This is a genomic window from Gabonibacter chumensis (assembly GCF_024741215.1).
GTDB classification, from domain to species: domain Bacteria; phylum Bacteroidota; class Bacteroidia; order Bacteroidales; family Marinifilaceae; genus Gabonibacter; species Gabonibacter massiliensis.
The window spans coordinates 36364-61574 of record NZ_JANSKB010000006.1 but is presented as its reverse complement, the minus strand read 5'-3'; the positions used below and the strand labels follow the sequence as shown (position 1 = coordinate 61574).

The window sequence follows — 25211 nt, the reverse complement described above, 5'->3', positions numbered from 1 at the left end:
CGCATCCCGTAGCTTTTTATTTAGTTTTAGCATTTGCTGCTTCCAATACGACGATATTTCCTTCCACACTCACCCTCACTTTACAGGTTTTCTCGAGCAACTCCAATATCGGGGTAATCTCTCGATAACGATTAAAACAACACCCGAACCGAATATCTTTTAAGGTTTCGTCTTGGAATTCAACCTTCATATCGTACCACCTGGCCAACTGTTCCATGATCTCTTCCAATCGCCAATCTTTAAAACGGAATAATCCCTCTCTCCAAGCTATAAAATCAGCCACATCTACCTCTTTCACTCTCGCCTCTCCCGACAACTTATTAAAACGGACCTGCTCCGAAGGTTTTAACAGATAGGATTCTTTCCGAGATGCTGCCGTAAAACGGACGCTCCCGCGTACCAGCGTCGTTTTTATCTCTTCATCCTCCGGGTAAGCGGAAACATTGAATTCCGTTCCCAATACTTCCGTCGACGTCTCTCCGGCCATTACAACAAAAGGGATATCATCCTTTTCTACCTCGAAATAGGCCTCACCGGTCAATTCTACTTCCCGTCGCTCCCGCGTAAACCGAACCGGAAAACGTAAGGAACTCATGGCATTGAGATGCACGCGGCTACCGTCACTCAATACCAAAAAATACTCTCCCCCAAGAGGGGTTTTTATCGTGTTATGCAGCACCTCCCCCTCGGGCGTTTTCCCTTCCCTCTCTCCGCGATAGCTCAACACGGACGAATCTTTACAAATAACAGTCCCGTCAGACTCCCGAAGGACAAAAGAAGAACAGGTTTCCAAAGCAACACTCGTCCCGTCGGCCAAAACCAATACGGCTTTAGCTTCTCCCGGATGAATAAGTCCTGTTTGTTCGACCTTTTCATCTTGCTGTTCTGGCCAAAAGAAAACCCAATAGGAGGTTACCAATGCAATGACAAACAAAGCCGCATAGACCATCCCCCTCCTCACCCATACAAACCGCCGATCGCCTATCCGCTTCTCTACATCACCCCACCGTTCCCATTTTCGATATCGTTCGGCCCGTTCGTTTCTACGAGCTAAACTCCCGGGAGAAGATAATCTTTCAACTAATTGCCGATGAGCAATATCCTCCTCCATCCATGCTTCCAACAAAGCATGTTCCTCCTCGCTCATCGTTCCGGCTAATAATTGAGCTATGAAAGAAGCGATATCAAATTCCCGACGTAACATCTTTTTCAGTTTTTACCTATAACAACTGAAAGTGAAAAATGGGGTAGTAAAAATTTTTATTTTTTTGCAATTTCCTTATTGCATACTGTGCATCAATAAAATAAAAAGGTAGAAATAATGTTTTAATTCTCCCCGTAAACGTTTATAAGCCGTCTTTTTCAAAGAGTGTACCGTACCGTCCGATACGCCTAACTCTTCGGCGATCTCTTTATTCGCCTTTCCTTCCATGGCTAACATTATCACCCGTCGACATTGCGCCGGCAATTTTCGAATCGCTTGCATCAGCAACCGATAACTCTCCTCCTCTATAACTTCTTCTCCCCAAGGCCGGAATCCCTCTTCCGTCCAATCCCGATACGCCTTCTCTACGCGTTTATGTTTTAATTCATTAAGGGCCAAATTACGGACAGACACGTATAAAAAAGATTTTACCTGATGTAAATAATTAAAGTTTTCCCGATTCTGCCATAATTTGACAAAACTTTCTTGCACAATATCAGCGGCCATTTCAGGCTCTTCCACGTATCTTTCCGCAAAAAGACACAAGGTCACGAAAAAATCGTTGAATAGGCTTTTAAATACGGCCTTATCTTCTATTTTTATCTTATATACAGACGGATACATGAAACATTTTCTTAATTCATCATATACAATACCCTGACAACCGACACAACATCAGGCTCTTAAAACGAACGTTTATAAAGATACAAAACTAAACAAAATTTTTCATTATACAATATTAACACACGATATTTACATGATTAGCAATCAAAATATTACATTATTGAACAACAGGTCATGACCTACGTATGTTTCTCTCTCAAAAAACGTTCGTTTTTTGAAACATGACGGGCTCCTGTTCTTCCCCTATATCTATCATATTTTCAGAAAGTTATATCGCAAACGTATGCATAATTATATGTTGTATCAAATGTTTTTTAATATAAACAATTGTACTATTTTTGCCCGCAAATCTTAACAACAGGAATATAATAATTATATCTTAATCAAACGAAAGATGATTTATTCACAAGAGGTGCAACACATGTGTGTTGTAAAAAAAGGACCGGATCATGGTCCGGCTCCCATTCCGGAAGAAGGAAAATGGGTACGTTCAAAAGAGATCAAAGACATTTCCGGTTTAACACACGGAATCGGTTGGTGTGCCCCGCAGCAAGGAGCTTGTAAGCTGACTCTGAACATAAAGGAAGGAATTATCGAAGAAGCATTGGTAGAGACTATCGGTTGCTCCGGCATGACTCATTCTGCTGCCATGGCTTCGGAGATTCTTCCGGGAAAAACTTTGTTGGAAGCCTTAAACACGGATTTAGTTTGTGATGCAATCAATACGGCCATGCGGGAACTTTTCCTGCAAATCGTCTATGGACGCAGTCAAAGCGCTTTCTCCGAAGGAGGTCTTCCCATCGGCGCCAGCTTGGAAGATTTAGGGAAAGGACTTCGCAGCCAGGTAGGAACCATGTTCGGTACGCGAGCCAAAGGAACCCGTTATTTAGAAATGGCAGAAGGCTATGTTACCCGAATGGGGTTAGACGAAGAAGGTGAGGTCATCGGTTACGAATTCATCCACCTCGGAAAATTCACCGATATGTTGAAAAAAGGCATCGAGCCTCAAGAGGCGCTCGATAAAGCAAAAGGATCGTACGGTCGTTTCGCCGAAGCCGCTAAATACATCGATCCGAGACACGAATAACAAATCAATGATTAACCGATTATAGTGATTAGGAGATTAAGTGATTAAAAAAACGCTGAATCACCGAATCATAAAATCACTGAATCACTAAATACAAAAATTACATGGCTTTATTTGAAAGTTACGACCGCCGGATTAATCAGATTAACGCGGTTTTAAACCATTATAACATAAAAAACATCGAAGAAGCGAAAGCGATATGCGATGCGAGAGGAATCGATCCTTACAAAATGTGTAAAGAAATTCAACCTATCGCTTTCGAAAATGCAGCGTGGGCCTATGTGGTAGGAGCAGCCATTGCCATTGAGAAAGGTTGCACAAAGGCGGCAGAAGCGGCGGAAGCCATCGGAGAAGGCCTGCAGGCCTTCTGTATTCCCGGTTCCGTCGCCGCCGACAGAAAAGTAGGATTAGGACACGGAAATCTGGCCGCCATGCTACTTCGGGAAGAGACAAAATGTTTTGCTTTCTTGGCCGGACACGAATCTTTTGCTGCCGCAGAAGGAGCCATCGGGATTGCAAAATCGGCCAATAAGGTGCGTAAGCAACCGTTGAAAGTCATCCTCAATGGCTTGGGAAAAGACGCCGCTATGATCATCTCCCGTATCAATGGATTCACCTATGTTCAAACGGAATTCGATTACTATTCCGGAACATTGAAAATCGTGAAAGAAAAAGCCTATTCCAAAGGTGAACGAGCCCAGGTAAGGTGTTACGGGGCAGACGACGTCCGAGAAGGAGTAGCCATTATGCGTCACGAGGAAGTGGACGTTTCCATTACAGGCAACTCGACCAATCCGACACGATTCCAACACCCGGTAGCCGGAACCTACAAAAAAGAGTGTATGGAAACCGGGAAAAAATATTTTTCAGTAGCCTCCGGAGGCGGCACCGGACGTACCCTCCATCCCGATAATATGGCAGCAGGCCCTGCCAGTTACGGTTTTACCGATACGCTTGGCCGTATGCACGGAGATGCCCAATTTGCCGGATCCTCTTCCGTACCCGCTCATGTGGAGATGATGGGATTCCTCGGCATGGGAAACAACCCCATGGTCGGTGCAACAGTCGCCGTCGCTGTCGCTATCGAAGAAACAAAATAATTTACAATTAAAATATTCAGCCTGCCACGGTATATTTCGTGGCAGGCTGAATTACAAGAAAAAAACCGGTTCATCTCTTTTTATCGGTTTCTACACGGAAAACTTTTTTCCCGTCCTTGGTAGCCGACATATTGATGGATTCGATTCGATCGTAAGATAAGTTTACGTTTTTTAGTTTTTCCCCGGAAATCTTCTTTCCATTCAGGTAAAAAACAGCATCTTTAGCTAAATAGTTTGCCTGAAGCGAGCGATACAAATTTTTCATTACGCCCATCCCTTTCCCGTCTCCAAGAGAAATAAGGACTACTCCATTTTTAGCTTTTTTACCATACTGGTCAATAGCCGCTTTATCCTTTAAAATAGTGATATTCTTTATAAGAGCCATATCTAAGTTAATCACATCGTTATACGTCGCTCTTTTGTTGTCAATATAAAATAAAGGATACTCTCCTTTTGTTATCTTTTCGTTATGAAGCTCTCGTCTCAGTTTGTCAGCAGCAACATCCTCATAGAAGAAAGCATCCATCGAATTCATTTTTGCTATTTTTACGGCAGGTATCAGCGTATCGGGAGTAAAAGTATAAAAAAACTCCCTATAAAGAGAATCCGATTCGGCTACCCCGCTCGAAGTTATTCTAATATTTTCTATCGCAACGCTGGGAGTGCGAACAAGGGTATCTGACTTTAAAACAATTGCTTCCCTATCCTTTAACCCTTGACTCCGTCTTTGAAGTATTATGTTTCTATATTTTACCCGTTCAGCATCTACACTATCGGGTAGTACATATTCGGTCACCGTTACGGAACCCGACGGGTTTATGTGGGAGGTACCATAAAAAGATACCTTCTTTCTTTCACCTTTCTCTCCCTGTTTTTCCCGAGCATCCTTTATTTTTTTCAAAAAAAGCTGAACTCTCGGATCTTTTCTCATGACGATTGTTTCAGTTTGTATGGCCGGATTCGATCCCTCACCCTCAAAGAATGCCTTTATGCGTTCATCTGTAAGAGCTCCGAACTCCGTTTGCATCCGAACCATCATTTCTCTTGTTATACTATCGATAACCGCACTCGACTTAGAAGAGGCTCCCTTCTTTCCTGACTTGGCTGCTTCTTTCTGTCTTTTTTCCAACAAAGAGATCATCTCCCTTAACTTGGTAATATACTCTTTATCATCCAAAGAATCGGAAAACTCAGGATAAACAAAGGCAGCAGAAATAGCATTATTTTCTTTGTCGATTTCCGAAATCGAAAGTAAATCATTAACTTTGACAGTGGAAATCTCCTTTAATTCATTAGAGATTTCAGGACGGGCAAAAGCCGCCATACTGAGAGCGGCTAACGGAAGTACATAGAGATACTTCAAACGTCCCCACGGACTGGATTTTTCTTTTAACATCATAGTGATACGTTTTTTAAGTTTACTGTGATTAAAGCTGTTGGCCATAGAGTAGAGCCTTGTGCCGGCAGCTTTCTTTATTAATAATAACTGATATTGTTTTGCATCCACCCCTTCATGAAGCACGGCATCGTCCGCCTCATATTCGTGGATATTTTTCAACTCCTGCTTCAATAACCAGGAAGCAGGATTAAACCACTGGAAAAAAACAGCGATATCGGCTAACAACAAATCGACAGAGTGTCGTTTACGAATATGAGCCATCTCATGGATCAGAATCTCACGCCCGTTTTCCTCCAAATCTTTTTGAGAAATCACGATGTATTTTATCCAACTAAAAGGAGCGACACTCCGTTGATGTACAATCAACGTGACCCCATCCGGCATTCGTTCTTTCCGCCCGGTATGCATGAAGTAAAAAAGCCGGAATAAAATATAAAAATGCCGTCCCGTGAAAAAAACGACACCACACCAATAAATAGCCAATAAACATACCAACCAAAGCGGAACACACTCACTCTCCGCAACCTCCATAGGGATATTCAATACCGGATAAACGATATCTTCATGCAATGTATTAGATCTAACGGAAACCGGAACAAACGATTCTCCCGTTACCTTCTCTTCTCCCCCCGAATTACCTCCATCGGAAATTTCCCAAAAAGGGATACCTATAGACAGCATAAGAATGCTCAAGAGAGCGATCCGGTTAAAACGATGGAAAGTCTCTTTCCCGAGTAATAAACGGTAGAAAAGATAAAAAAGAATCAGGCTGAAAGCCATTTTCAATATATAGACGAAAAAAGAACCCATAATTCCTCCCTATTAAAATTTACTTTTTATGAGCTTTCTCCACCTTATCAATCAATTGCTTTAATTCGTCCAGCGAAATATCCTCTTCCTCAACCAAAGAAGAAACCACGTTCAGGTATGAATTATTGAAATACTTGTCAATAACATTTTTCAACGTCCCCTTCCGAAACTCCTCTTCCCCGATAACCGCGTAATACTGGTAAGTATTCCCGTAAACCTTATGACTCAAAAAACCTTTCTCCTCCAATCCCCGGACAATAGTCGAGAGCGTGTTGAAGTGCGGCTTGGGCTCGTCATAAAAAGCAAGTAACTGTTTCACGAATAATGGTCCCTTCTCCCAGAAAAGACTCATGATTTCTTCTTCCTTATTTGTTAACCCTTTCATAATTTCGATTCATTTATCGCAAATATAACTAAAACTTTTAGTTTACAAACTAATTCATTTAGTTAAAAAACTGAAAAAGATTATTTAACGATAAGATAGACTTTTATATTCCATAACAAAAAATACAGTATTTCCCTCTGTCCATAAAAGAAAAAGATCGTGATTGGTCGAATCACGATCTTTCCTATAAAAGCGAACGCACGTTTTAAATCCTACTCCATTTGCTTTGGGGAACTGCTATTTTCCCGCTCCTTGCGTTCCATTCTCAATTCTAATACAAAAGCGGCCAATAATCCTATACCACCGAACAAAAGGACAGAGGCACTATAAATGACAGTTTCTATTTTCATGTTTAAAAAACTGTCATTGCCCGGAGCATATAAGTCAAAACCTAAAGAACAGATCAAAAAAGCGATAAAGATCCCCACCCCCAAACCGATCAACAAGCAGCCTCCTTTTAGAGCACTGAACGAGAAACTGGAAAAACCCGGCAATTGAAGTTTTTTGCCTGACCATTCAGCTTTACCAAGCACTTCAAGCTTATCAAGCACCAATAAGCGTTCGCGTCTTCTGGCATATAACTCAAACAATTTATAGATCAACAGAAAGAACGAAACAAAACCTAACAAAACTAATAACCCATTCATAACTTTATGACTTAACAATTTATATTTTCTTTGCTCTTTTGACGCCGTCATCCTGCTTTGGTTACAAGTAAATGGATGTTTTTCTTCAAAAAATTCTTTAAGAATAAGACTTCCTAATATGTAACCGAACCCTTATCTTTGCGTCAAAGAGGCGAATGGAACAAATCGAGTCTTTATATATTCGACGTACCCTTAACGGAGAAACTGCCGCTTTCGGGCAACTGGTAGAACAATACAGCCAACGTATTTTTTTACTCGTCCTGCGTATCGTACGTTGCAGGGAAGACGCAGAAGAATTAACGCAAGATGTCTTTTTAAAGGCCTTCCGGCATTTAAATACCTTTAAAGGAGATTCCAGTTTCTCTTCCTGGCTTTATCGAATAGCTTTCAATACAGCTATCTCTTTCGTCCGAAAAAAGAAAATGAGATTTGTCTATTCAGAAGAAAAATTTATGGATAATCTCTTAGATACGGATAAGGAAGCAGAACAAAATGAAGAAGTAGATTTAATGGAAAAACTGGGAAAAATCATTCCACTTTTGCCACCTGAAGAAGTCGCCCTGCTCACACTCTATTACACGGACAATCGAAACATCGAAGAGATCGCACTTATTTTAAGTCAGACCACTTCCAATATCAAAGTAAAACTGTTCCGTATCCGCAAAAAATTATACACCTTATTGAATTCAAATTAAAACCGGAAACATGGAAAAAGAAGAGATACAGGATAAAAAATTGAAAAAACTATTCCAACTTTCAGAACGGGAAAAACTTTCGGAAGATTTTAACAAAAGACTCATGCAAAAAATAGTCCGGGAAACGTATCGCAAAGAACAACGGAACACGATAAAAAGCATGTATCTTTTAGGAGTTTTCATCCTATTCACCTTAATTTTAATAAGATTCACTCTCCGTTATTTTTCCATCTCCATTCCATTACCTTCTTTTAAGGAACAGGCAGAACTATTAATACCGTTAATCGCCATTTCTTTTATCCTCATTCTATTGCTCAGTCTGGATTATTGGTTAAGAAAAAAATTTTTACGCCCATAATAGAAAAATTTACGATTTGGAGAATCAAAAGATTCTGGGATTAAAGGATTCAGTGATTGGGGATTACGAGATTAAAAAGATCGACGATTTCGGATTCTATATTTACGATTTAAAGAGGGTAAGATCAGAATCTTAATCATAAATCGTAAATCTTAAATCAAAAATTAATTTACAAGCTACAATTTAAAATTGATTAAAGGGGGAAGGGAGAAAAACGAAGGGGTATAAATAGTGAACGGCGAGTGTCGGGTTCAATTTTCGGAACGGCCATTCGACGGATTGTTTGAGCGTAGCGAGTCCCGGAGGGTAGTGAACGAAAATCGACTACACGACCGACGAGAACGTCCCCGCCCCGAGGAGTTATCCCTTGCAATTGTAGATTGACGATTTAAAATTGTAGATTAATCAGTAATCAATTTAAAATTTACAATCTACAATTTAAAATTAGACGGATTAAGAGATTGGGAGTAGACTTACGATTTTATGACTTCATCTCTATGAACTTTGGTTCTACGGACTTTCCCGAATATTTCCATTCTTTTCCGTCATTTTTAATATCTTTGCCGAGTCTGATTACCTAATAGCAAGAGACGATCTGTTGTAAAACAAAGAGCATGGCAGGAATAAAAAGCTTAGCAAAAGATACGGCTATCTACGGGATGAGCAGTATTATCGGAAGATTTCTGAACTGGTGTCTGGTACCGCTTTACACGTACAAATTAGCAACCGGAGAATTCGGAGACGTAACCAATCTTTACGCGTGGATGGCCTTGTTACTGGTCATTTTAATCTACGGCCTGGAAACCGGTTTTTTCCGTTTTGCCAACGATTCGGCGGAAGGGGATCCCCAAACAGTTTACTCCACCTGTCTTTTCTCTTTGGCCACGACCTCCCTTGTATTTATGGGACTCGTTTTTTTGTTTCAAGCTCCTATCAGCCGGCTTATCAAGTTACCGGAACACCCGGAGTATATTCCGATTACGGCAGCCATTATTGCTATGGATGCTTTTTGTGCACTTCCCTTTGCCTATTTACGTTATTTGAAACGCCCGATACGATTTGCCGCTTTGAAACTTCTATTTATCGCTTTAAATATTACTCTTAACTTGTTTTTCCTCGTCGCGTGTCCCTGGATATGGAAACACGTCCCGGAATGGATCGATTGGTTCTACGATCCGACTTACGGCGTAGGATATATACTGATATCCAATTTATTAGGTACATTCATCGTTCTTTTAGCCCTTACTCCCGGGATCGTACGTATTCCCTGGCGTTTCCGCCCGGATCTACTAAAACGCATTTTACGTTACTCTTTCCCTCTGCTTGTTTTGGGAGTAGCCGGTATCATGAACCAGACCCTCGATAAGATTCTCTACCCCATGTTGGCCGATCCTGCAGCGGCCAAAAGCGGCTTAGGAATATACGGAGCCAATTACAAAATCGCCATCGTCATGGTAATGTTCACGCAAGCTTTCCGGTACGCCTACGAACCGTTTATTTTCGCCCAGAACAAAGGAGAAGACAAACGGGCAGCTTACGCCGAAGCCATGAAATATTTTATTATTTTCGGGCTTTTCATATTCTTGGGAGTGATGTTCTATCTCGAAATACTCCGATATTTTATCGATCCGGACTATTTCTCCGGTTTACAGGTTGTGCCTATCGTGATGATCGCGGAACTCTTTTTCGGCATATTCTTCAACCTCTCTCTCTGGTATAAATTAACGGATAAAACTCAATGGGGAGCTTATTTTTCTCTTTTCGGTTTAGCCATAACCCTGACCATCAATATCGCTTTCGTTCCCCGTTACGGTTATATAGCCTGTGCCTGGGCCGCTTTCACCTGCTATTTTGCCATGATGGTCGCTTCCTGGTTTATCGGACAACACTATTACCCGATCCGGTACGATTTAAAAGGAATCGGAAAATATTTCCTCTTAGCCTTAGCCTTGTACGCCTTAGCTTTATGGATTCCCATAGAGAATCAAATCCCGCGTCTCGGTTTCCGGACGATCCTTCTCGCCCTATACCTGTTATACGTGATAAAGAAGGATCTGCCGCTCAAACAAATCCCTTACCTCAACCGATGGGCAAAAAAATAAGATTCAGCGGCCCAAAAGGTTTTGAACGAATTGATACCACAAAGAGGGCTCTACCAGTAGCGGAAAGATAAAACCGTAGACGGCCCCGTAAAAGTGAGCATTGTGATTTATATTATCACTATCCCGCTTCGCCATATATTGGCAATAAAAAAGATAGAGGAAACCGAATAAAATTCCGGGAATGGGCAGGATCGCGAAGAAATAGATCTTATCCCAAGGGTTTAGGAAAATCGCCGCGAAAAGAACAGCGGAAACCGCTCCCGACGCTCCGATAGAAGAATAATACGGATTTTTATTATACTTGAACAAATCATAGACAGAAGCTGCTATCATTCCCCCGAAATAAAGCAACAAATAGTTTACCGAACCGAAACCGTTTGCCTCAAACCATTGTTCCAAATAAGAACCGAAAGAGTAAAAAGTAAACATGTTCACGAACAGGTGTACCCAATCGGCATGCACAAAACCGTGCGTGATCAGACGGTACCACTCCTTAGCTCTTATCACCCGATAGGCAGAAAAGGCCAATTTATCAAACAGTTGATGGTTATTAAAACAAGCCATCGAAACCACCGCTGTGGCAATAATGATCAATAATGTCAACATAATTCTCTTCGTTTAGGTTACGAATGTACAACATTTTACGTTTTCTCCCATTCTTCCGGCTAAAAAAACAGGGAGAACAAAATTTCTCCCTGCCGTAAAGAATGATAATGATATAAAATCTTAACCGAATTTACCTTTCGGTCTATTTACGCTCTTCTATATCAATATACATATCGCCTGAAAAATCGTTTAACAGATATTTGGCAAAATATCCCCGCATCTTATGTTCCAACAATCGGTTCTCTCTCCCATCTATTGCATGTCCGCTTCGAGGGAGAATCAGCATGTCAAAGTTCTTTCCGGCATCTATTAAAGATTGTACCATCCGCATCGCGTGAGCCGGATGAACGTTATCATCCTGCATTCCGTGAACGAGCAAAAGATGTCCCCGGCAATTCTCAACCAATTGCATATTGGTACGAATTTCCCGAACCTTAAAGTTCGTCCTTTTATCATAGGGTTTATTATCTCGGACTACGCTATCGACTATCTCTTGCACTCCATTGTTTAACTCCACCCAATCAAGAGCATAAATCCGGTTATCATGATTCCCCGATACGGAAACGGCTACCGAATAAAAATCCGGATAGGTCAGTAAGGCAGCCGTAGACATAGCACCTCCCCCGGAATGTCCGTAGATTCCAACCCGAGTAGTATCGATAAACGGATATTGCATCGCTAAATTTATAATCGCTGCCCGATCATCCGCCAAAGGGTAATCTCTCATGTTCCCATAACCAAAACGCTGATACTCTTTTCCCCGGATTGGCGTTCCTCCCCGATGGCCGACCTGAATAACCACAAAACCCAACTGAGCCAATTTGGTGGCGTAACTTGAGCTCAAACCAAACGATACCGGTACATATTCTCCCTGCGGTCCGGGATATACTTCCGAGATGATCGGATACTTCCGGTTCGGGTCAAAGTTCATCGGCCGCCACATTACCCCGTAAAGATTTGTAATCGAATCGGCCGCCTTCACCTTAAAACGAATCGGCATATTCCATCCTTTTTCAAGGTAAGGATCAATATCGTGTTTAACCAATTCCAACACAATCCTACCTTTAGCATCCCGAAGAACGCTACGGGGAACCGTGTCGACCCGGGAGAAATTATCAATTATATATTTTCCGACCGGAGATAGCTCTATCTTATGCGTGGCATTCTCCGGAGTAAGGATCTGGAATCCGCCTTTATCAATATTTGTCTTACATAAAACTTTATAATAGGGATCTCTGTCCGGAACAACGCCATAAGCATAAAAATAAAGATCCCGTGTTTTTGAATCGATTTCCTGAATATGTCCCGTCACATACTCTCCGGAAGTCAATGCTCGTTTCAATTGTCCCGTCTCCCCGTCATACAAATAGAAATGCCCGAATCCCGTACGCTCCGATCGATAAACGATCTCTTTCCCGTCATTCAAGAAAAAAAACTGAGCCAAAACATAATCGAAAAAAGGTTTATCCACCTCATGAATCAATACCCGTACGCTATCCGTATCCATATCATACACGCACAACTCCTTCTCGTCCCACGTGCGTTTGATACGTTGGAAATAGATCTTTTTTCCATTTTGAGAAGCGTATAAAAACTCGACATATTGATCTTTCCATTTGGAAACATCCAATTCCCGAATAGCGGGAATCGTCACATCGACCAGCTTCAAACCGTATTGACAGGCCAAGCTGTCTCCGGCAACGGCATAGCGATAGGTTCGCAAACTCGGGCGCTTCCAATGAAGGTAATCGGTAAGATACATCTCTCCCAAGCAGCGTCGATCTTCAGATTGAATTACAAAATGAGTCGAATTCGGCAACCAACAACCGTTAGGCCTTACCTCCCGTTCTTCCATTCCCTTAAAATACTGACCGTAAGAGTTGAATCTCGAACCATCATCAGAAAGTCGGACAAACGTAGAATCACCGCTTTTTTCCGGATTACGCGCCAAAAACAGATTATGATCCCTTACAAACAAAATGTATAAGCTATCCGGAGAATACTCCCAGGCAGAAGGCTGGCCGTAATATTCCCACTCTTCCGCTTCCGATTTCATCACTCTTGTTTTCAAATGATAGGAAAATTTTTCATCACCCAGATAGAATGAGATCTTTTTCAACGAACGATCAAAAGTTATCCCGTCCAGCCCCAGATTATCGGGATTGACCTTGTTCCCCGTCAATCGATTTACCTTCGTTGCTATATCCCGGTTATCAAACAACAGCTCTTGTTTTCTTCGTTGCGGATAGACAATATAGTATTTCATACTACCGCCATCTTTGTATCGAAACCAAAAATTATCCGTGCCGTTAATAAAATTAGGAACAATGGAAAATCCACCCCCGAATCCCTTAAACTCTTTTTCAAACCGAAAAACCTGTTCGTAGTCCGCTTGCGCAACAGCCGAAGCGATCATCGCCATACAAGCTAACAAAATAAATACCTTCCTCATCTTACCTTCCGTTAAAATAATAGTTTCCGACACCCAATTTCCAAATAACATCGCGTATCTTTCCGAAGCTCCGAGTCGAACCGTAAACTTTATTGCTGAACTTATACAAGCTACTCATATCCTTACCGTCGTACTGCAATTCGTATATATCGAAGAATCCATCTTTAAACGCGACTCCGATATGATGTTCGAAACTCTTTGCCCCATAACCGAACATGGACTGAGTGGCCATAGAAACGATCTCCTTATCGAACGTCCGGACAATACCGAACTCATATTTATGGAAGGTCTCGTCGACTTCAAAATAATAGATATTCTGTTTGTCGCAAACATATACCATATTGCAATTCCGAAAAGTACCGAGTTTTACAAAATCGGTAATTCCGTGTTCCCGTGTCAAATTAATCTTCTGCGAGCTGTATATTTTCACGTGCTTTGCGGAAGAAGGCGCTCCTCCGACAAACAGATGTAACATATATTCTCCTTCCGGACTTTTAGAAACAACTGCACTCCCGGAAACTCCCTCTTCCTTTACTCTAAAATAATCCGATTCCATAACCTCATCCGTTAAATCCGTAAAATGTGCGGCAAACTCCTCTTCTTCATAAACCAACTCCATCTCCGTAAGATTCCGTCTATTACTGTAATAATCGGAATAGATCCCCAAGTACCTCTTTTTTCCGGCAGCATCTTCTTCTATGGCATAAATCGTTCCGGACTCCACGTAATCGCTAAATATAATATTCGATATTTTTCGTTTTCCACCTAAATAAACCACATCTTTGGAAAAATATCCCAAATGATAACCCGTGGCGGGATTACACCTTCGAGTATACAACAAACCGTCTTTATCTAATAAAAAACTATCGAAACAGGTATGAAGCAAATCCACGGGATGGAAAGCAACAGGTAATAATCCGTTACTAAACTCCTCTTCTATAAATGTCTCTTTTTTCAACGATTCTCCATTCAACTCCATAAATTGATTTCTTTCGGGTAGGGCCGTTTTAACAGTAACTTCTCCGAATACCCGATTGTAATCGTCGAAAGCGTAATGTTCCCTTAATCGTAAAGGTTTTCCATTTATAGGTTCCCCGTACAAATCACTGTAACAATTGACATAATCAGCTATATACACAACCGTATCGTTTGTTCCGGTCTGAGAATTACTCGGAATCCTATCCGCTTTCACAAATCCCAAATCACTATTTTCTCCATTTTCCGTCAATAACAAAAATCCCATTTCATAGAGGGGTTTCACCTCGATCGAAAACTCCTTGTAAAATTTCGCTCCGGTTTTCTCATCCTCCACGGTCAACAACCCTCGTAAAGAACCTAACTCTTTTGCCACGTGCGTATAGACAGAATCATGTGAGACGACCTTACTCTCTATTTGCCATTCGTATTTTACGCCCGCCGGATTTTTCTCGTCAAAGGTGAGTTCCGGTTTAAAAGTACGCGATTCGTTAACGACCATCGTAACACTATTAGGCAACTTTATCCCTATGGTATAAATTTTACCGTAATCATAATTCCCTTTATCCTCAAAACAGCTCATGCAACTCAAAAGGCAGGCAAGGATAAATATGTATTTTATCGTATTCATAATGTTTATGTTTTAAATGACTAACCTATAACCGGTACTGATATGAATCCACCGTTCTCTTCATCCGGGATAGGCTCCCGATCAGCTAACCAATGCTTAAATCTCAAGGCGGCGATACGTCTCTCGCCGTCGCTCATTTCACTCATATCCGTTATTCCAGTCGCTTCCATGAAAAGCTCAAATTTTCTTTTGGAATAGGTTCCCAAGTAAAACCGTTCGACGACCCTTTCATCCCACCAGGAAGGTCTTATAGCAATATCCGTTACAGAGAGAATCGAATGACTCCAAACGCCTCCTGTAGATAAAAAGATCTCTGATTCCTCCAACCTCAACTTTAAAAATAATTTTTCCGTTCGCAATAGCGGATGATTTTTTAATTTTATACTGAACGTATCCGATACAACTCCTCGCCTGAAAACAAATCGCTCCGGTAGCACAAACATATCACTCGCGAGCGTCGATGCTGTATCCACCTTCACGATAAATTCTCTATCTTCCTCAAGAAGGTCACCGGTTAAATTAACAACAACAGGATATTCATACTCTTCGTCTAAGGTAAAGAAAAAGGAAAAATAGAGCGTATCCTTTTCATTCGTCTCGAAAGAAAGATACCGGGGAGAATTATAAAGCTCTATTTTCCGCTGTTCGCAAGCCCAAAGCATAAGGGGAAAAATCAACATTCCCATTAATTTATATTTCGTTTTCATCATCCAAATTTTTAATTATTCATTTCGTCTATTTCCGGCGAGGGTAATACAAACTCTTTTTCCAACGTCTTCTCGGTCCAAGCATCTATAACGACAGGCATATGATGACGTTTATAAAAAAAGAACAACTGACCTTCCCCGTACACTTCCCGACGCAAATCTTTCAATATAATATTCTTTATAAATTCCTCTTTCGTGTTATACCCTGCCACACCTGCACGGGAACCTCTTTTACGAACAACATAATACACGTAATCTTCAGCTAATTCCGGATCTTCATCAAAAACGGCCTCTGCAGCAATATAGTACATCTCGCTTAAACGAATCATCGGTATCATTTTACTGCAATACTTCCCTTTACCTTGTGTCAGTTCTTTTAATCTTTTGGGAAGCGGTTGATCTGATCCGTATAGCGGGTGGTCTTCCCACGCTTCATAGCGGTAATCGTATTTTTTATCACTATAAGAAAACAAGCCGTCTACATCTTGCATACATATATAATTGTTCTCCTCGAAGTATCCGGTCGAATAATCCGTCAGATTATTATTGTATAAAGCAAAAAACACATCGTCATAATATTTGAGATTACTTTGAGATTCCACATCGTCTCTCGTTGTAAATTCGACCCAATCCTCTTGTTCATGCAGATCGATCAACTCTTTAGCATAAGCTAATGCACTCTTTTCATCTCCCTTGTACATATAGACACGGGCCAATAAACATTTAACAGCCCAATAATTTAACCGGTATCCCCGGAATTCTAAAAAACGATTGCTTTCAAAACTCGTTAATTCCAATCTCGCTTTAAGTTCCTTTACCCTTTCCAATTTACTCCGATCGTACTCTTGTACCAATTCATGCGCTTTTTTCAAATCACTAACAACAGAATCCAAAAAGACGGAACTTTTTACCTTATCCGGAAAATAAACAGGGAACTCGGTTACATAAGGTAAAGCCTTAATTTCACCATCTACTTTTATACTGGGAGCAAACAAACGTAATAAATCGAAATGCACGAGAGCCCTGACCGCATAAGCTTCTCCTAAAATAAGATCCCGTTCTCTCTCTTGCAACGAGAATAGATTAGGATCGGCGATTAGAATATTCTTTATTAACACGTTACAATTGGCAATAATATTATATCCTTCCGTCCAAAAAGTCTTGATTATCGTTTTCACCCGGGTATATTCGTAATTATATTTGGACGCCTCTTCATAAGCATGATTCTTCGTGTTCTCCGTATCATAATATTGCGCCAAGATATCCAAGAATCCCCAAGATAATTCCTGCCCGTACATACCTTGTTCAGCCATCGACTTGTAAAGCCCATCCAATTGAGTATAAAATCCTTCTACCCGGGAGAATAGATCTTCTTCGGAAATCTGTTCTTTAGGCTCTATGGTTAACCATGAATTACAAGACATAAATGCCAAGCATATTCCTAAAACACACCATCTATTTAGCATAATCTAAAAATTAATCATTAGGTTGAAATTAAAACTCCGGGCAAAAGGGTAATCCAATCCTCTCTCCCGTTTCACGCTACACAGTTGAAACAATTCTCCGCATCCGATTTCCAAACGCACTCTTTCGAGTCCCAGTTTTTCCGAGGAAGATTTACCCAATTCGTATTGCAAGGACATCGAGCTTAATGAAAACATATTATAATCCTGCATAAAACGGGACGTCGGTCGTGTCTGTTTATATCTCTCCTTAATATCTTTTAATGGAGCTTTATCGCCGGGATTCTGCCACCGTTGGCTCAACACCCGCTTATCCACATTTTCAGTTTCTATATTTGCGTTCTCGACATAATATACCAACGTTTCATTGTACCGCTCGCTACCGAACTCGTATGAAAAATTGGCCGTCAAGGTAAAATTCCGATAGGTTGCATGTAATCCTAAAGACCCCGATCCCAAAGGCTCCGTATCTCCGATAACGACATACTCCTTCGGATCATTTTCAAAAACCACGGCCCCTTTTTTATCTAAAAACACCTCTTGTCCGGTAGCCGGATCTATTCCCAAAGAACGCATCCCGTATTTAGCCGTTAAAGAACCTCCCTCGTAAAATTTCGTCCAGATTTTCCGTTCATCCGATTGCTCCCCCAAAGCTTTATCCGAGTTGTCATAATACGCTTCTACTTTCCGATTATAATCTTCCAACGACTTACCGATTTCAAGCATCCGGTTCTTATTCCGGGCGATGTTACCGTTCAGAGCTAATGAGAAGTCCCGTCCCTGATACACATTCGCGTAGATATCGAACTCCACTCCTTCGTTCCGCACCTTGCCCAAATTATCTTTATACACGCTAAAACCGGAAGTGGAAGGAATAGTGACATCATTTACCATATCGACGGTTGTTTTATTATAATAAGATAACTTCAGATTGATCTTACCCCTCAAAAAAGAGGCATCTACCCCCACATCTACCGTACTCGTTTTTTCCGGCTTTAAAGAGTGATTCCCCAAATAGGTGATTTTAGTCCCGAAACCCGTCACATACCAATCATCGAACATATTTACAAAATAGTTCCGGGCAGCATAAGCCGGAAAATTAATATTTCCGATCATCCCGTAAGAACCTCTCAACCTCAATCGATCCAACCATTCCGTGTTTTCCCAAAAACTGTATTTATGAATATTAATTCCAAGGCCACAAGCCCAATAAGGAGAACCTTTTTTCTCCGTTCCGAAAACCGAAGAACCCTCGTAACGAAAAGAAAAATCCATCAGGTAAATATCGTTCCAACTATAATTCAAAATACCGTTTATTCCGGCAGAACGGGAGGTCGTTTCTCTCTTACTGGGCTTCCCGTTAACCTCCGACGCATAATTCACGGAAGACAAATGCCCCGAAGGAAAACCGACATAGTGTGTAGATACCGAATGACTTTTATTCTCTGTCAACTCTCCGTTAATGGCAATATTAATATCGTGTTTCTCTATCGTTTTGTTTAAACTTACCCCCAAACGAACATTGACTCTACTGGAACCTCCGACATCGGTATACAAATCACCGGCAACCAAATTATCTACCGAAATCTTCCGGGAGCTGTACTTCGAAAGCGGATCTATAAAACGACTGTCATCATTCCATCTTTGAGTCACTCCCAACGAGCCCTGAATCATCAAATAATTCGTCACGTTACAACGCAACTGCAAATTATCCATCAGTTCATGTTGAGTCGTTTTCGCAAAACTCTCCAAGCGAGCTTCATACATAGGGTTAGGAGAATCTCCCCCCGATGCGAATGTCGTAAGCTCTTTCAACAAGTTCCCGTTTGCATCTTTATACTTTACATAAGGCAATTGATGGGAATAATCCCGAAATGCTCCATAAGGAGAATCGGCCGTAGAAGTATAATGATAAGAAACAGAATTACGTAAGAATAATTTTCCGTATTTCAAATGAATATTAAACTCGCCTCCCCAAGTATTTCGCTCGGAACCTTTCATTACGCCATCGTTTTGCGAATAATCCACGATAAGACTATAACGAATAGCCTTCGAACCACTTTCAATCTGCAAACTATGATCGTGTCGAAAAGCCGTACGCAAAGGCAAAGCCATCCAATCCGTATCTACACCCTCCACATAGACGGCATTCCACCTTTTCATATACAACTCCTGCCCGTCATACATGGGAGAATTTGAATTTGAATTCGGATCATAATCAAAGACACCGGAACGTTCCTCAGCCTCCAACTTTTCCCTCGCGTTCATCAGATTATATCCGGACAAATCAGGAAATTCCACGGATCCCGTCACGTTATAGCCGACCTGTAACCCACCTTCTTTAGGGGTACGGGTCGTGATAACGACTACCCCGTTTGCAGCCCGCGAACCGTACATGGCCGTTGCCGCGGCATCTTTCAGGAGAGTCACCGACTCTATCCGGTTCGGGTCCAAATCGTAAATCTTACGTATATCCACCTCAAACCCATCTATCACGAACGTGGGAGTATTCGGGTTCGCCTCCAATGAAGATTTCGCAAACGGATTCGCTCCCAACTCGTCCAACTCCATTTTACCCAAGCTCGAACGCCCTCGGATCGTTACTTCAGGCAATTTATTCGGATCCGAACCGGCTAAATTATTCTCCGTAATCTTAAACGACGGGTCGAATATCTGTAAGGCTTTTATAATATTCGTTCTCGATACCTTTAACAAATCGTCTCCCCGTATCGTTCTCGCGTTTCCGGTAAAACTTTTGGTATTGATATTTCCGTAACCCGTAACCACGACCTCCTCCATCTCCTCAACATCATCCTCCATTTTTACAAGAATAGGCTCTCCGGGCACAACCGCATGTTCTACCTTTCTCATTCCGATAAACGAAAATACCAATACCGGATTTTTCGATTTTTTTAGTGCAAACGTAAACTTACCCTTAGCATCGGTTGTAATTCCCAAAGTCGTCCCTTTCAGCACGATGGTGACTCCCGGAAGCGGAACCCCCTCGGAATCGGTCACTTCTCCCGTCAAAATCATTTTCTCAACAGCAGGCGAACCCGTTTTCTTTTTAATAATAATCGACTGCATTTCAAATTTGTAGGTAAAAGAAGTTTTTTCAAACAATCTGGTCAGAACCGAATCCACCGTCACGTTTTTCAAGTTTAAGGTCACCAATCCGATCTCTTTCAATTGTTCCGCGTTATACACGAAATTCAACCGGGTCTGTTTGTTGATCTCTTTAAATACATCCTGTACATCTACCTTTGTCAGGTGGATCGTTACTTTTTGCTGTTGAGCCGCTACCACTCCCGGAGTTAAGATCACGGACAACAACAAAATCACTTTAAAAACCCTGGTTTTTCCATTTTTTAGGCATAAAAGCCGCCCAAGACAAAACCATCTTCGATTTTTTTCCATAAATTTGTATATTACTATTTAACACTCGGATGTGTAAACATCCATCTTCTACCGAAAGTTGCTGGAACAACTTTCGGTTTTTTATTTTACTACAATTACGTGATTTTCAATATCAAATTTTACCGTAGCCGTCTCTTCGATCAAATGAAGGATATCCCGGACATCCGAAAAACGTTCCACAATACCCGTAAAAGTCTGATGCCTTATCTCCTGATTCTCATAGACGACCTCAATGTCATACCAACGACTTAAACGTTTCATGATCTCCTCGATAGTTTCATTCTCAAACACGAACTTACCCTCTTTCCAGGCAGTATAAACAAACGGATCGACCTTTTCTTTGGTGACTAACCGCGTACTTCTACAATACGTTGCCATCTCATCCGGACAAAGTAGGGTCTCTCTATCCGAAAAAACATCCTTTATGCAAACACTTCCATCTACCAGCGTCGTCCGTATGGTATCACGATCATAACTATTCACGTTAAATCTCGTCCCCAACACCTTCACTTCCATCCCTCCGACATTTACAACAAAAGGATACCGATTATCATACGCCACTTCAAAATAAGCCTCTCCCCTCAAATATACCCTTCTCTCCCTTTCCGTGAATCTCACAGGGTAACGGAGACTCGTTTCCGAATTCAGCCAGACTTTCGTTCCATCCGATAATTCTATCGGGTAAAAACCTCCTTTCGGAACATGCAGCGTATTGTAAATCTCCTCACCGCCCGAGTCAACCTTCACCTCCGCGTAACTCAAACCGTGCAAGGAGTCATTACGAATTCCCGTTGCCGACAAATCTTTACATCCACTCTCTGTTCTACTCAATTGAATCGTTTGACCATCCGCTAATATCAACTCTATCGCCGCACTTTCCGGGCGAAATGCTTCGGTTCGTATCGTCGATTTTTCCCCATCCGTTATTTGCAACTCCTTTACAGCCCATATCGCGGAAAATCCCAATAGCACGATAGAAGCCGCTATGGAACGATACCAAATCAACCGACGCCTCTTTCGTCGGCCAATGGTTTGCCGCAAGTGAAAATAAACAGCCGACTTATCCTGCTCGAAATCGACAGTCGAACTCTTTTGCCGGATAGCAACCAGCTCTTTCAATAACTCTACATGTTCGGGGAGACTCATCCACCGCTCGACCTCCCCGTTTTCTAACTCTTTCCTGCAGGAAAGAATCTTAATAGCAAATCTTATATCTTCCTCGTGATACCTCATCTTCTCTTATTTTTACATCTAATACCCTTACCCCCCAAAAACGGGTGACACGCAAAACCTACTTTTTTCAAAAAAATTAAACCATCCGACAAATAATAAGCAAGCATCAATCAAAAAAGATATAACACAATGAAAACAAGAGTTTTATTCAGAACAAAATGCATTACCTGTAATCAAAAGCATTGACAACACACACTTACTCTCTTATTAACAGGAAAGAATTTAAACCCAACAATTATACAAAACAACTAAAATTCTACATTAAATAGAACAGAATGCGAAACATAAACCGGATTATTTATACCGGATGAAAAACATAATCACACGGTCTTCCAATTCATTGCGCAAAAACCTTAACGCTCGGGCAAGATGTGTTTTAACGGTATTTAAACTGATTCCGAGTTCTTCCGCGACATCTTTGTATTTCTTCCCTTCCACCACACATTTGATCAATACATCATGTTGCATCTCGGATAACAGACACAATTGCTCTTCCAAGCGAACAAGACGTTTCTCGTATTCATCCAATTCTCCGGCAGCCGAATCAAATAACGTCTCCAATTCGTATTCGCTTGTTTTCACCACGCTTAAATGCCTTAAATAATTCAATGCCTTATGCTGGGCCAAAGCAAACAGGTAAGATTTTACAGGATATACCGGATTCAAACATTTCCGTTTATTCCATAGCAATAAAAAAGCATCGTGTACGATATCTTTCGCAATCTCCTCATCCCTTACATAATTATACACAAAACCTGTAAGGTTGGAAAAATGCTTGCTAAATAGCTTTTCGAAAGTTTGACTATCAAAAAGTTCTTCCATTATGCCATGTTTATAATAAATTATTATATTATATACATGCAAATGTAAGCTTTTTACCGAGTATTACAACAATATTAACACAAGGAACAGAGTCCTGTTATAAAACAACGAGGCCGTTTGAGTTTTTCAAACGGCCTCGTCCATCTATATTATACCGTGATTAGGCGGGAATCAAACCGGAAATCAGAATCAATACCAACAATCCCAAGATCGCGTACAACTCGGGGAACACGGCCAATACCATCGTAGTTCCGAATACATTGTATCCGCTACCGATAGCGATAATACCGTTCGCACAAACCTGTGCCTGACGAATAGCCGAAAAGAAGGCTACCAACCCAAGACCGATACCCGCACCGAAAATAGCGGAAGCAACGCCCCAATCCATAGCAGGATTCAAGTGGCTACTCAACAGGAAGTATCCCACGAATCCGTACAATCCCTGAGAAGAAGGTAAAGCGGACAGACCGATATATTGACCGGAAGCCGTCGGGTTTTTCTTTAAAGCTCCCACGGCAGCATTACCGCAAATTGTAACACCATAAGCACTACCAACACCTGACAATGCTACCATCAATGCAATTCCTAAATAAGCTAATAAAATTGGTTCCATAATTTAAAACGATTAATTTGTTATTTCTAATAATTTCTATTTTCTAATTAAGCTACTTTTTTCCTAAAAGGTTCATATTGTTTACCCCCTCCTTCAAAACTGGCATTCTTGTAAAACTCCACGAAAGTGAGTCGCATCGGATGCACGAAAGCCCCGATCATACACAAACCGAAATTTATCGAGTGCCCGATCAGCAGGATCAAAAAGGCGGCTATAAATTGAACGACAAAAGGTAATGACGAGGTCAATTCGAAAGCAAGCGTATTAAATACACCACCTAATATACTACCTGTCAAACCCAAAGCAAAAAGACGGATATAAGACAAGGTATCTCCCAACAAGCCGGTTGCCATATTGTAGGTTCCCCATAAAGCCGAACCGAGATTCGTGAACACTCCTTTGCCCGGAGAATTCATAAAGAGAATAACGATAGCACATATACCGACGATACCGTATAAAACATAGGTCAACACGAGAGGTAATGTCATTCCCAATGCCGGAAGACCGAGCAAAACGATCCCCATAAGGATCACCACGACCCAGGCAATTGTCGACATAGCGTATTTAAAGCCGTACTGCTTCGTCAATTTAGCCGCACTGATGCACATTCCGAAAAGGATCTGTACAATCCCGACTACAACCGCAAGTACCATCATCGGATTATAGCCCCCGAGGTATTTTCCATAATTCGCTTCCGTCAAAAAGTACTCTTTCACGCCTTTCAGCCAAGGCCATTCAACGGAATCAAGGGCGATACCGAAAAACGATCCGGTAAGAATACCCACTACAATGGTGGTAATACCCAAAATTTGTCCTAACACGAGATACCCTTTCAGCTCCGGTTTCGCTTTCCGCCCCAACCAGAAACATACGGCCCAAATCAACAAACCATATCCTCCGTCTCCCATACACAAGCCGAAAAACAGCATGAAGAAAGGAGCTAAAAACGGGGTAGGATCCAATTCGTTATAGTTCGGTAAAGCAAACATACGGGTGATCGGCTCGAATAAACGGGTATAAGCATTATTACGCAATAGAACAGGCACATCATCCTCTGGAGTCGGCCGACTAAATTCGAAATAAGTATCCTTGGTCTCTAAGAATTTTTTCATCTCCTCTTCCTTCTCCGCCGGAATCCACCCTTCCAAAGCGATGACTTTCTCTTCAACCAAAGCCCTTGCCGCATCTTCAACCTTCAATTCGTCCACGCTCTCACCGACATGCAACCGATAATCCTTTAAACGATGGATCGCATCCCCCGCTTCCCGATCTAATTTCTGATTCAACGTAAAAGCCTCTTTTCGTAAACGCTCCGTCTCTCCAGCCAATTTTTCCGCCGATTCCGTCGGAAACACGAAGGGATCTGCCTCCAAATCCACTTTCGTTCCAACAGGTGTCACCGTCACGAAATATTTCTGTCCCATCATCTCGTTTACCACAACGGCATTGTAAAGCTCTTCCCATGCGGTATCGAATTTCTGGTCCTGTACCGTAAAGAAACGAAGTTCCCAGCCTGCCTTTTTCAACCCCTCAACCCGATTTCTGGAAAAATCTCCCCAGGGACGATATTGCGCGTATTCTTTCTGGACATAGGCCAATTCCTGATCGATTTGCTCTAAACGACGATAGCTGTTATCCAGATACTCCAACAACTGATCGTCGGCAACCTCGACTTTTTCCTTCTGATCGGTAGCGTTCCGATTTTCCAATCGCATAATCATCTCGCCAGCCTGTTTGATCAGCATCAACTTGTTCTGCAAGGCTTTATCCTCGGCAGAACGCTCTACATTTTCATGGATATGAACCACTCCCTTTTCCCGAAGTTCCTCGAGAAATTGCTGATATTCTTTATAAAAAATCAACAGGGATATTTTTTTCATA

The 25211-nt window shown here is 41.5% G+C and carries 20 protein-coding genes; 5 read left to right on the top strand and 15 right to left on the bottom strand.

Annotated features, from left to right (window positions below; genetic code table 11):
- Positions 1-16 precede the first annotated feature (16 nt).
- Together NVS78_RS12800 and NVS78_RS12795 are read right to left on the bottom strand one after the other, a co-directional pair.
- On the bottom strand, positions 17-1204 hold the full coding sequence (locus NVS78_RS12800) for a FecR domain-containing protein (RefSeq protein WP_286359525.1): 1188 nt from the start codon (positions 1202-1204) through the stop codon (positions 17-19).
- Positions 1205-1279: 75 nt separating this feature from the next.
- Positions 1280-1828, bottom strand: a complete 549-nt coding sequence (locus tag NVS78_RS12795; protein ID WP_286359524.1) for an RNA polymerase sigma-70 factor — start codon at positions 1826-1828, stop codon at positions 1280-1282.
- A gap of 394 nt (positions 1829-2222) precedes the next feature.
- Between NVS78_RS12795 and NVS78_RS12790 the strand changes: the two genes are divergently transcribed.
- A complete protein-coding gene (locus NVS78_RS12790) occupies positions 2223-2915 on the top strand; it encodes an iron-sulfur cluster assembly scaffold protein (protein WP_286359523.1) in 693 nt (230 codons plus the stop codon).
- Between the two features lie 104 nt (positions 2916-3019).
- The gene (locus NVS78_RS12785; protein ID WP_286359522.1) at positions 3020-4015 is read left to right on the top strand and encodes a GGGtGRT protein; all 996 of its coding nucleotides are present in this window, start codon (positions 3020-3022) and stop codon (positions 4013-4015) included.
- A gap of 70 nt (positions 4016-4085) precedes the next feature.
- Here NVS78_RS12785 and NVS78_RS12780 read toward each other — a convergent pair whose 3' ends face one another.
- The 3 genes from NVS78_RS12780 to NVS78_RS12770 all read right to left on the bottom strand — a co-directional run bounded on the left by NVS78_RS12780 (position 4086) and on the right by NVS78_RS12770 (position 7256).
- Positions 4086-6224, bottom strand: a complete 2139-nt coding sequence (locus tag NVS78_RS12780) for a M56 family metallopeptidase (protein WP_286359521.1) — start codon at positions 6222-6224, stop codon at positions 4086-4088.
- Positions 6225-6243: 19 nt separating this feature from the next.
- Positions 6244-6609 carry a BlaI/MecI/CopY family transcriptional regulator gene (locus NVS78_RS12775; protein WP_286359520.1) on the bottom strand — a complete coding sequence of 122 codons (366 nt, stop codon included), beginning with the start codon at positions 6607-6609 and terminating at the stop codon, positions 6244-6246.
- A 212-nt stretch (positions 6610-6821) separates the two neighbouring features.
- Complete coding sequence (locus NVS78_RS12770) at positions 6822-7256, bottom strand: DUF6249 domain-containing protein (RefSeq protein ID WP_286359519.1); 435 nt, start codon at positions 7254-7256, stop codon at positions 6822-6824.
- Between the two features lie 155 nt (positions 7257-7411).
- Between NVS78_RS12770 and NVS78_RS12765 the strand changes: the two genes are divergently transcribed.
- From NVS78_RS12765 to NVS78_RS12755, 3 genes are all read left to right on the top strand, one after another.
- Entirely contained in the window at positions 7412-7951 is a 540-nt protein-coding gene (locus tag NVS78_RS12765; protein ID WP_286359518.1) for an RNA polymerase sigma factor, read from the top strand.
- Between the two features lie 10 nt (positions 7952-7961).
- Positions 7962-8309, top strand: a complete 348-nt coding sequence (locus NVS78_RS12760) for a hypothetical protein (protein ID WP_286359517.1) — start codon at positions 7962-7964, stop codon at positions 8307-8309.
- A gap of 614 nt (positions 8310-8923) precedes the next feature.
- Positions 8924-10411 (top strand): lipopolysaccharide biosynthesis protein, encoded by a 1488-nt coding sequence (locus NVS78_RS12755; protein ID WP_286359516.1) that lies wholly within the window; start codon positions 8924-8926, stop codon positions 10409-10411.
- Positions 10412-10414: 3 nt separating this feature from the next.
- Here NVS78_RS12755 and NVS78_RS12750 read toward each other — a convergent pair whose 3' ends face one another.
- The 10 genes from NVS78_RS12750 to NVS78_RS12705 form a co-directional block, all read right to left on the bottom strand.
- Positions 10415-11017: a rhomboid family intramembrane serine protease gene (locus NVS78_RS12750; RefSeq protein WP_286359515.1), complete on the bottom strand. Its 603-nt coding sequence runs from the start codon at positions 11015-11017 to the stop codon at positions 10415-10417.
- A 142-nt stretch (positions 11018-11159) separates the two neighbouring features.
- Positions 11160-13469, bottom strand: a complete 2310-nt coding sequence (locus tag NVS78_RS12745; RefSeq protein ID WP_286359514.1) for a S9 family peptidase — start codon at positions 13467-13469, stop codon at positions 11160-11162.
- 1 nt (position 13470) lies between these two features.
- Positions 13471-15075, bottom strand: a complete 1605-nt coding sequence (locus tag NVS78_RS12740) for a PKD-like family lipoprotein (RefSeq protein ID WP_286359513.1) — start codon at positions 15073-15075, stop codon at positions 13471-13473.
- 20 nt (positions 15076-15095) lie between these two features.
- Positions 15096-15782 carry a DUF4843 domain-containing protein gene (locus NVS78_RS12735; RefSeq protein WP_286359512.1) on the bottom strand — a complete coding sequence of 229 codons (687 nt, stop codon included), beginning with the start codon at positions 15780-15782 and terminating at the stop codon, positions 15096-15098.
- 11 nt (positions 15783-15793) lie between these two features.
- Complete coding sequence (locus NVS78_RS12730; protein WP_286359511.1) at positions 15794-17248, bottom strand: RagB/SusD family nutrient uptake outer membrane protein; 1455 nt, start codon at positions 17246-17248, stop codon at positions 15794-15796.
- Positions 17249-17251: 3 nt separating this feature from the next.
- On the bottom strand, positions 17252-20662 hold the full coding sequence (locus NVS78_RS12725; RefSeq protein WP_286359510.1) for a SusC/RagA family TonB-linked outer membrane protein: 3411 nt from the start codon (positions 20660-20662) through the stop codon (positions 17252-17254).
- Positions 20663-20743: 81 nt separating this feature from the next.
- Positions 20744-21895, bottom strand: a complete 1152-nt coding sequence (locus NVS78_RS12720; protein WP_286359509.1) for a FecR family protein — start codon at positions 21893-21895, stop codon at positions 20744-20746.
- 294 nt (positions 21896-22189) lie between these two features.
- The gene (locus NVS78_RS12715) at positions 22190-22717 is read right to left on the bottom strand and encodes an RNA polymerase sigma factor (protein ID WP_286359508.1); all 528 of its coding nucleotides are present in this window, start codon (positions 22715-22717) and stop codon (positions 22190-22192) included.
- Between the two features lie 160 nt (positions 22718-22877).
- Entirely contained in the window at positions 22878-23330 is a 453-nt protein-coding gene (locus NVS78_RS12710; RefSeq protein ID WP_041501909.1) for an ATPase, read from the bottom strand.
- Between the two features lie 47 nt (positions 23331-23377).
- On the bottom strand, positions 23378-25210 hold the full coding sequence (locus NVS78_RS12705; protein WP_286359507.1) for a V-type ATP synthase subunit I: 1833 nt from the start codon (positions 25208-25210) through the stop codon (positions 23378-23380).
- Position 25211 lies beyond the last annotated feature (1 nt).

Bases quoted from the DNA above. Each gene is read 5' to 3' on its own strand.
- NVS78_RS12800 (WP_286359525.1), bottom strand. From the start codon at position 1,204: ATGTTACGTCGGGAATTTGATATCGCTTCTTTCATAGCTCAATTATTA.
- NVS78_RS12745 (WP_286359514.1), bottom strand. From the start codon at position 13,469: ATGAGGAAGGTATTTATTTTGTTAGCTTGTATGGCGATGATCGCTTCG.
- NVS78_RS12705 (WP_286359507.1), bottom strand. From the start codon at position 25,210: ATGAAAAAAATATCCCTGTTGATTTTTTATAAAGAATATCAGCAATTT.
- NVS78_RS12740 (WP_286359513.1), bottom strand. From the start codon at position 15,075: ATGAATACGATAAAATACATATTTATCCTTGCCTGCCTTTTGAGTTGC.
- NVS78_RS12765 (WP_286359518.1), top strand. From the start codon at position 7,412: ATGGAACAAATCGAGTCTTTATATATTCGACGTACCCTTAACGGAGAA.
- NVS78_RS12735 (WP_286359512.1), bottom strand. From the start codon at position 15,782: ATGAAAACGAAATATAAATTAATGGGAATGTTGATTTTTCCCCTTATG.
- NVS78_RS12730 (WP_286359511.1), bottom strand. From the start codon at position 17,248: ATGCTAAATAGATGGTGTGTTTTAGGAATATGCTTGGCATTTATGTCT.
- NVS78_RS12760 (WP_286359517.1), top strand. From the start codon at position 7,962: ATGGAAAAAGAAGAGATACAGGATAAAAAATTGAAAAAACTATTCCAA.
- NVS78_RS12715 (WP_286359508.1), bottom strand. From the start codon at position 22,717: ATGGAAGAACTTTTTGATAGTCAAACTTTCGAAAAGCTATTTAGCAAG.
- NVS78_RS12710 (WP_041501909.1), bottom strand. From the start codon at position 23,330: ATGGAACCAATTTTATTAGCTTATTTAGGAATTGCATTGATGGTAGCA.
- NVS78_RS12720 (WP_286359509.1), bottom strand. From the start codon at position 21,895: ATGAGGTATCACGAGGAAGATATAAGATTTGCTATTAAGATTCTTTCC.
- NVS78_RS12780 (WP_286359521.1), bottom strand. From the start codon at position 6,224: ATGGGTTCTTTTTTCGTCTATATATTGAAAATGGCTTTCAGCCTGATT.
- NVS78_RS12775 (WP_286359520.1), bottom strand. From the start codon at position 6,609: ATGAAAGGGTTAACAAATAAGGAAGAAGAAATCATGAGTCTTTTCTGG.
- NVS78_RS12750 (WP_286359515.1), bottom strand. From the start codon at position 11,017: ATGTTGACATTATTGATCATTATTGCCACAGCGGTGGTTTCGATGGCT.
- NVS78_RS12795 (WP_286359524.1), bottom strand. From the start codon at position 1,828: ATGTATCCGTCTGTATATAAGATAAAAATAGAAGATAAGGCCGTATTT.
- NVS78_RS12785 (WP_286359522.1), top strand. From the start codon at position 3,020: ATGGCTTTATTTGAAAGTTACGACCGCCGGATTAATCAGATTAACGCG.
- NVS78_RS12790 (WP_286359523.1), top strand. From the start codon at position 2,223: ATGATTTATTCACAAGAGGTGCAACACATGTGTGTTGTAAAAAAAGGA.
- NVS78_RS12770 (WP_286359519.1), bottom strand. From the start codon at position 7,256: ATGAATGGGTTATTAGTTTTGTTAGGTTTTGTTTCGTTCTTTCTGTTG.
- NVS78_RS12725 (WP_286359510.1), bottom strand. From the start codon at position 20,662: ATGGAAAAAAATCGAAGATGGTTTTGTCTTGGGCGGCTTTTATGCCTA.
- NVS78_RS12755 (WP_286359516.1), top strand. From the start codon at position 8,924: ATGGCAGGAATAAAAAGCTTAGCAAAAGATACGGCTATCTACGGGATG.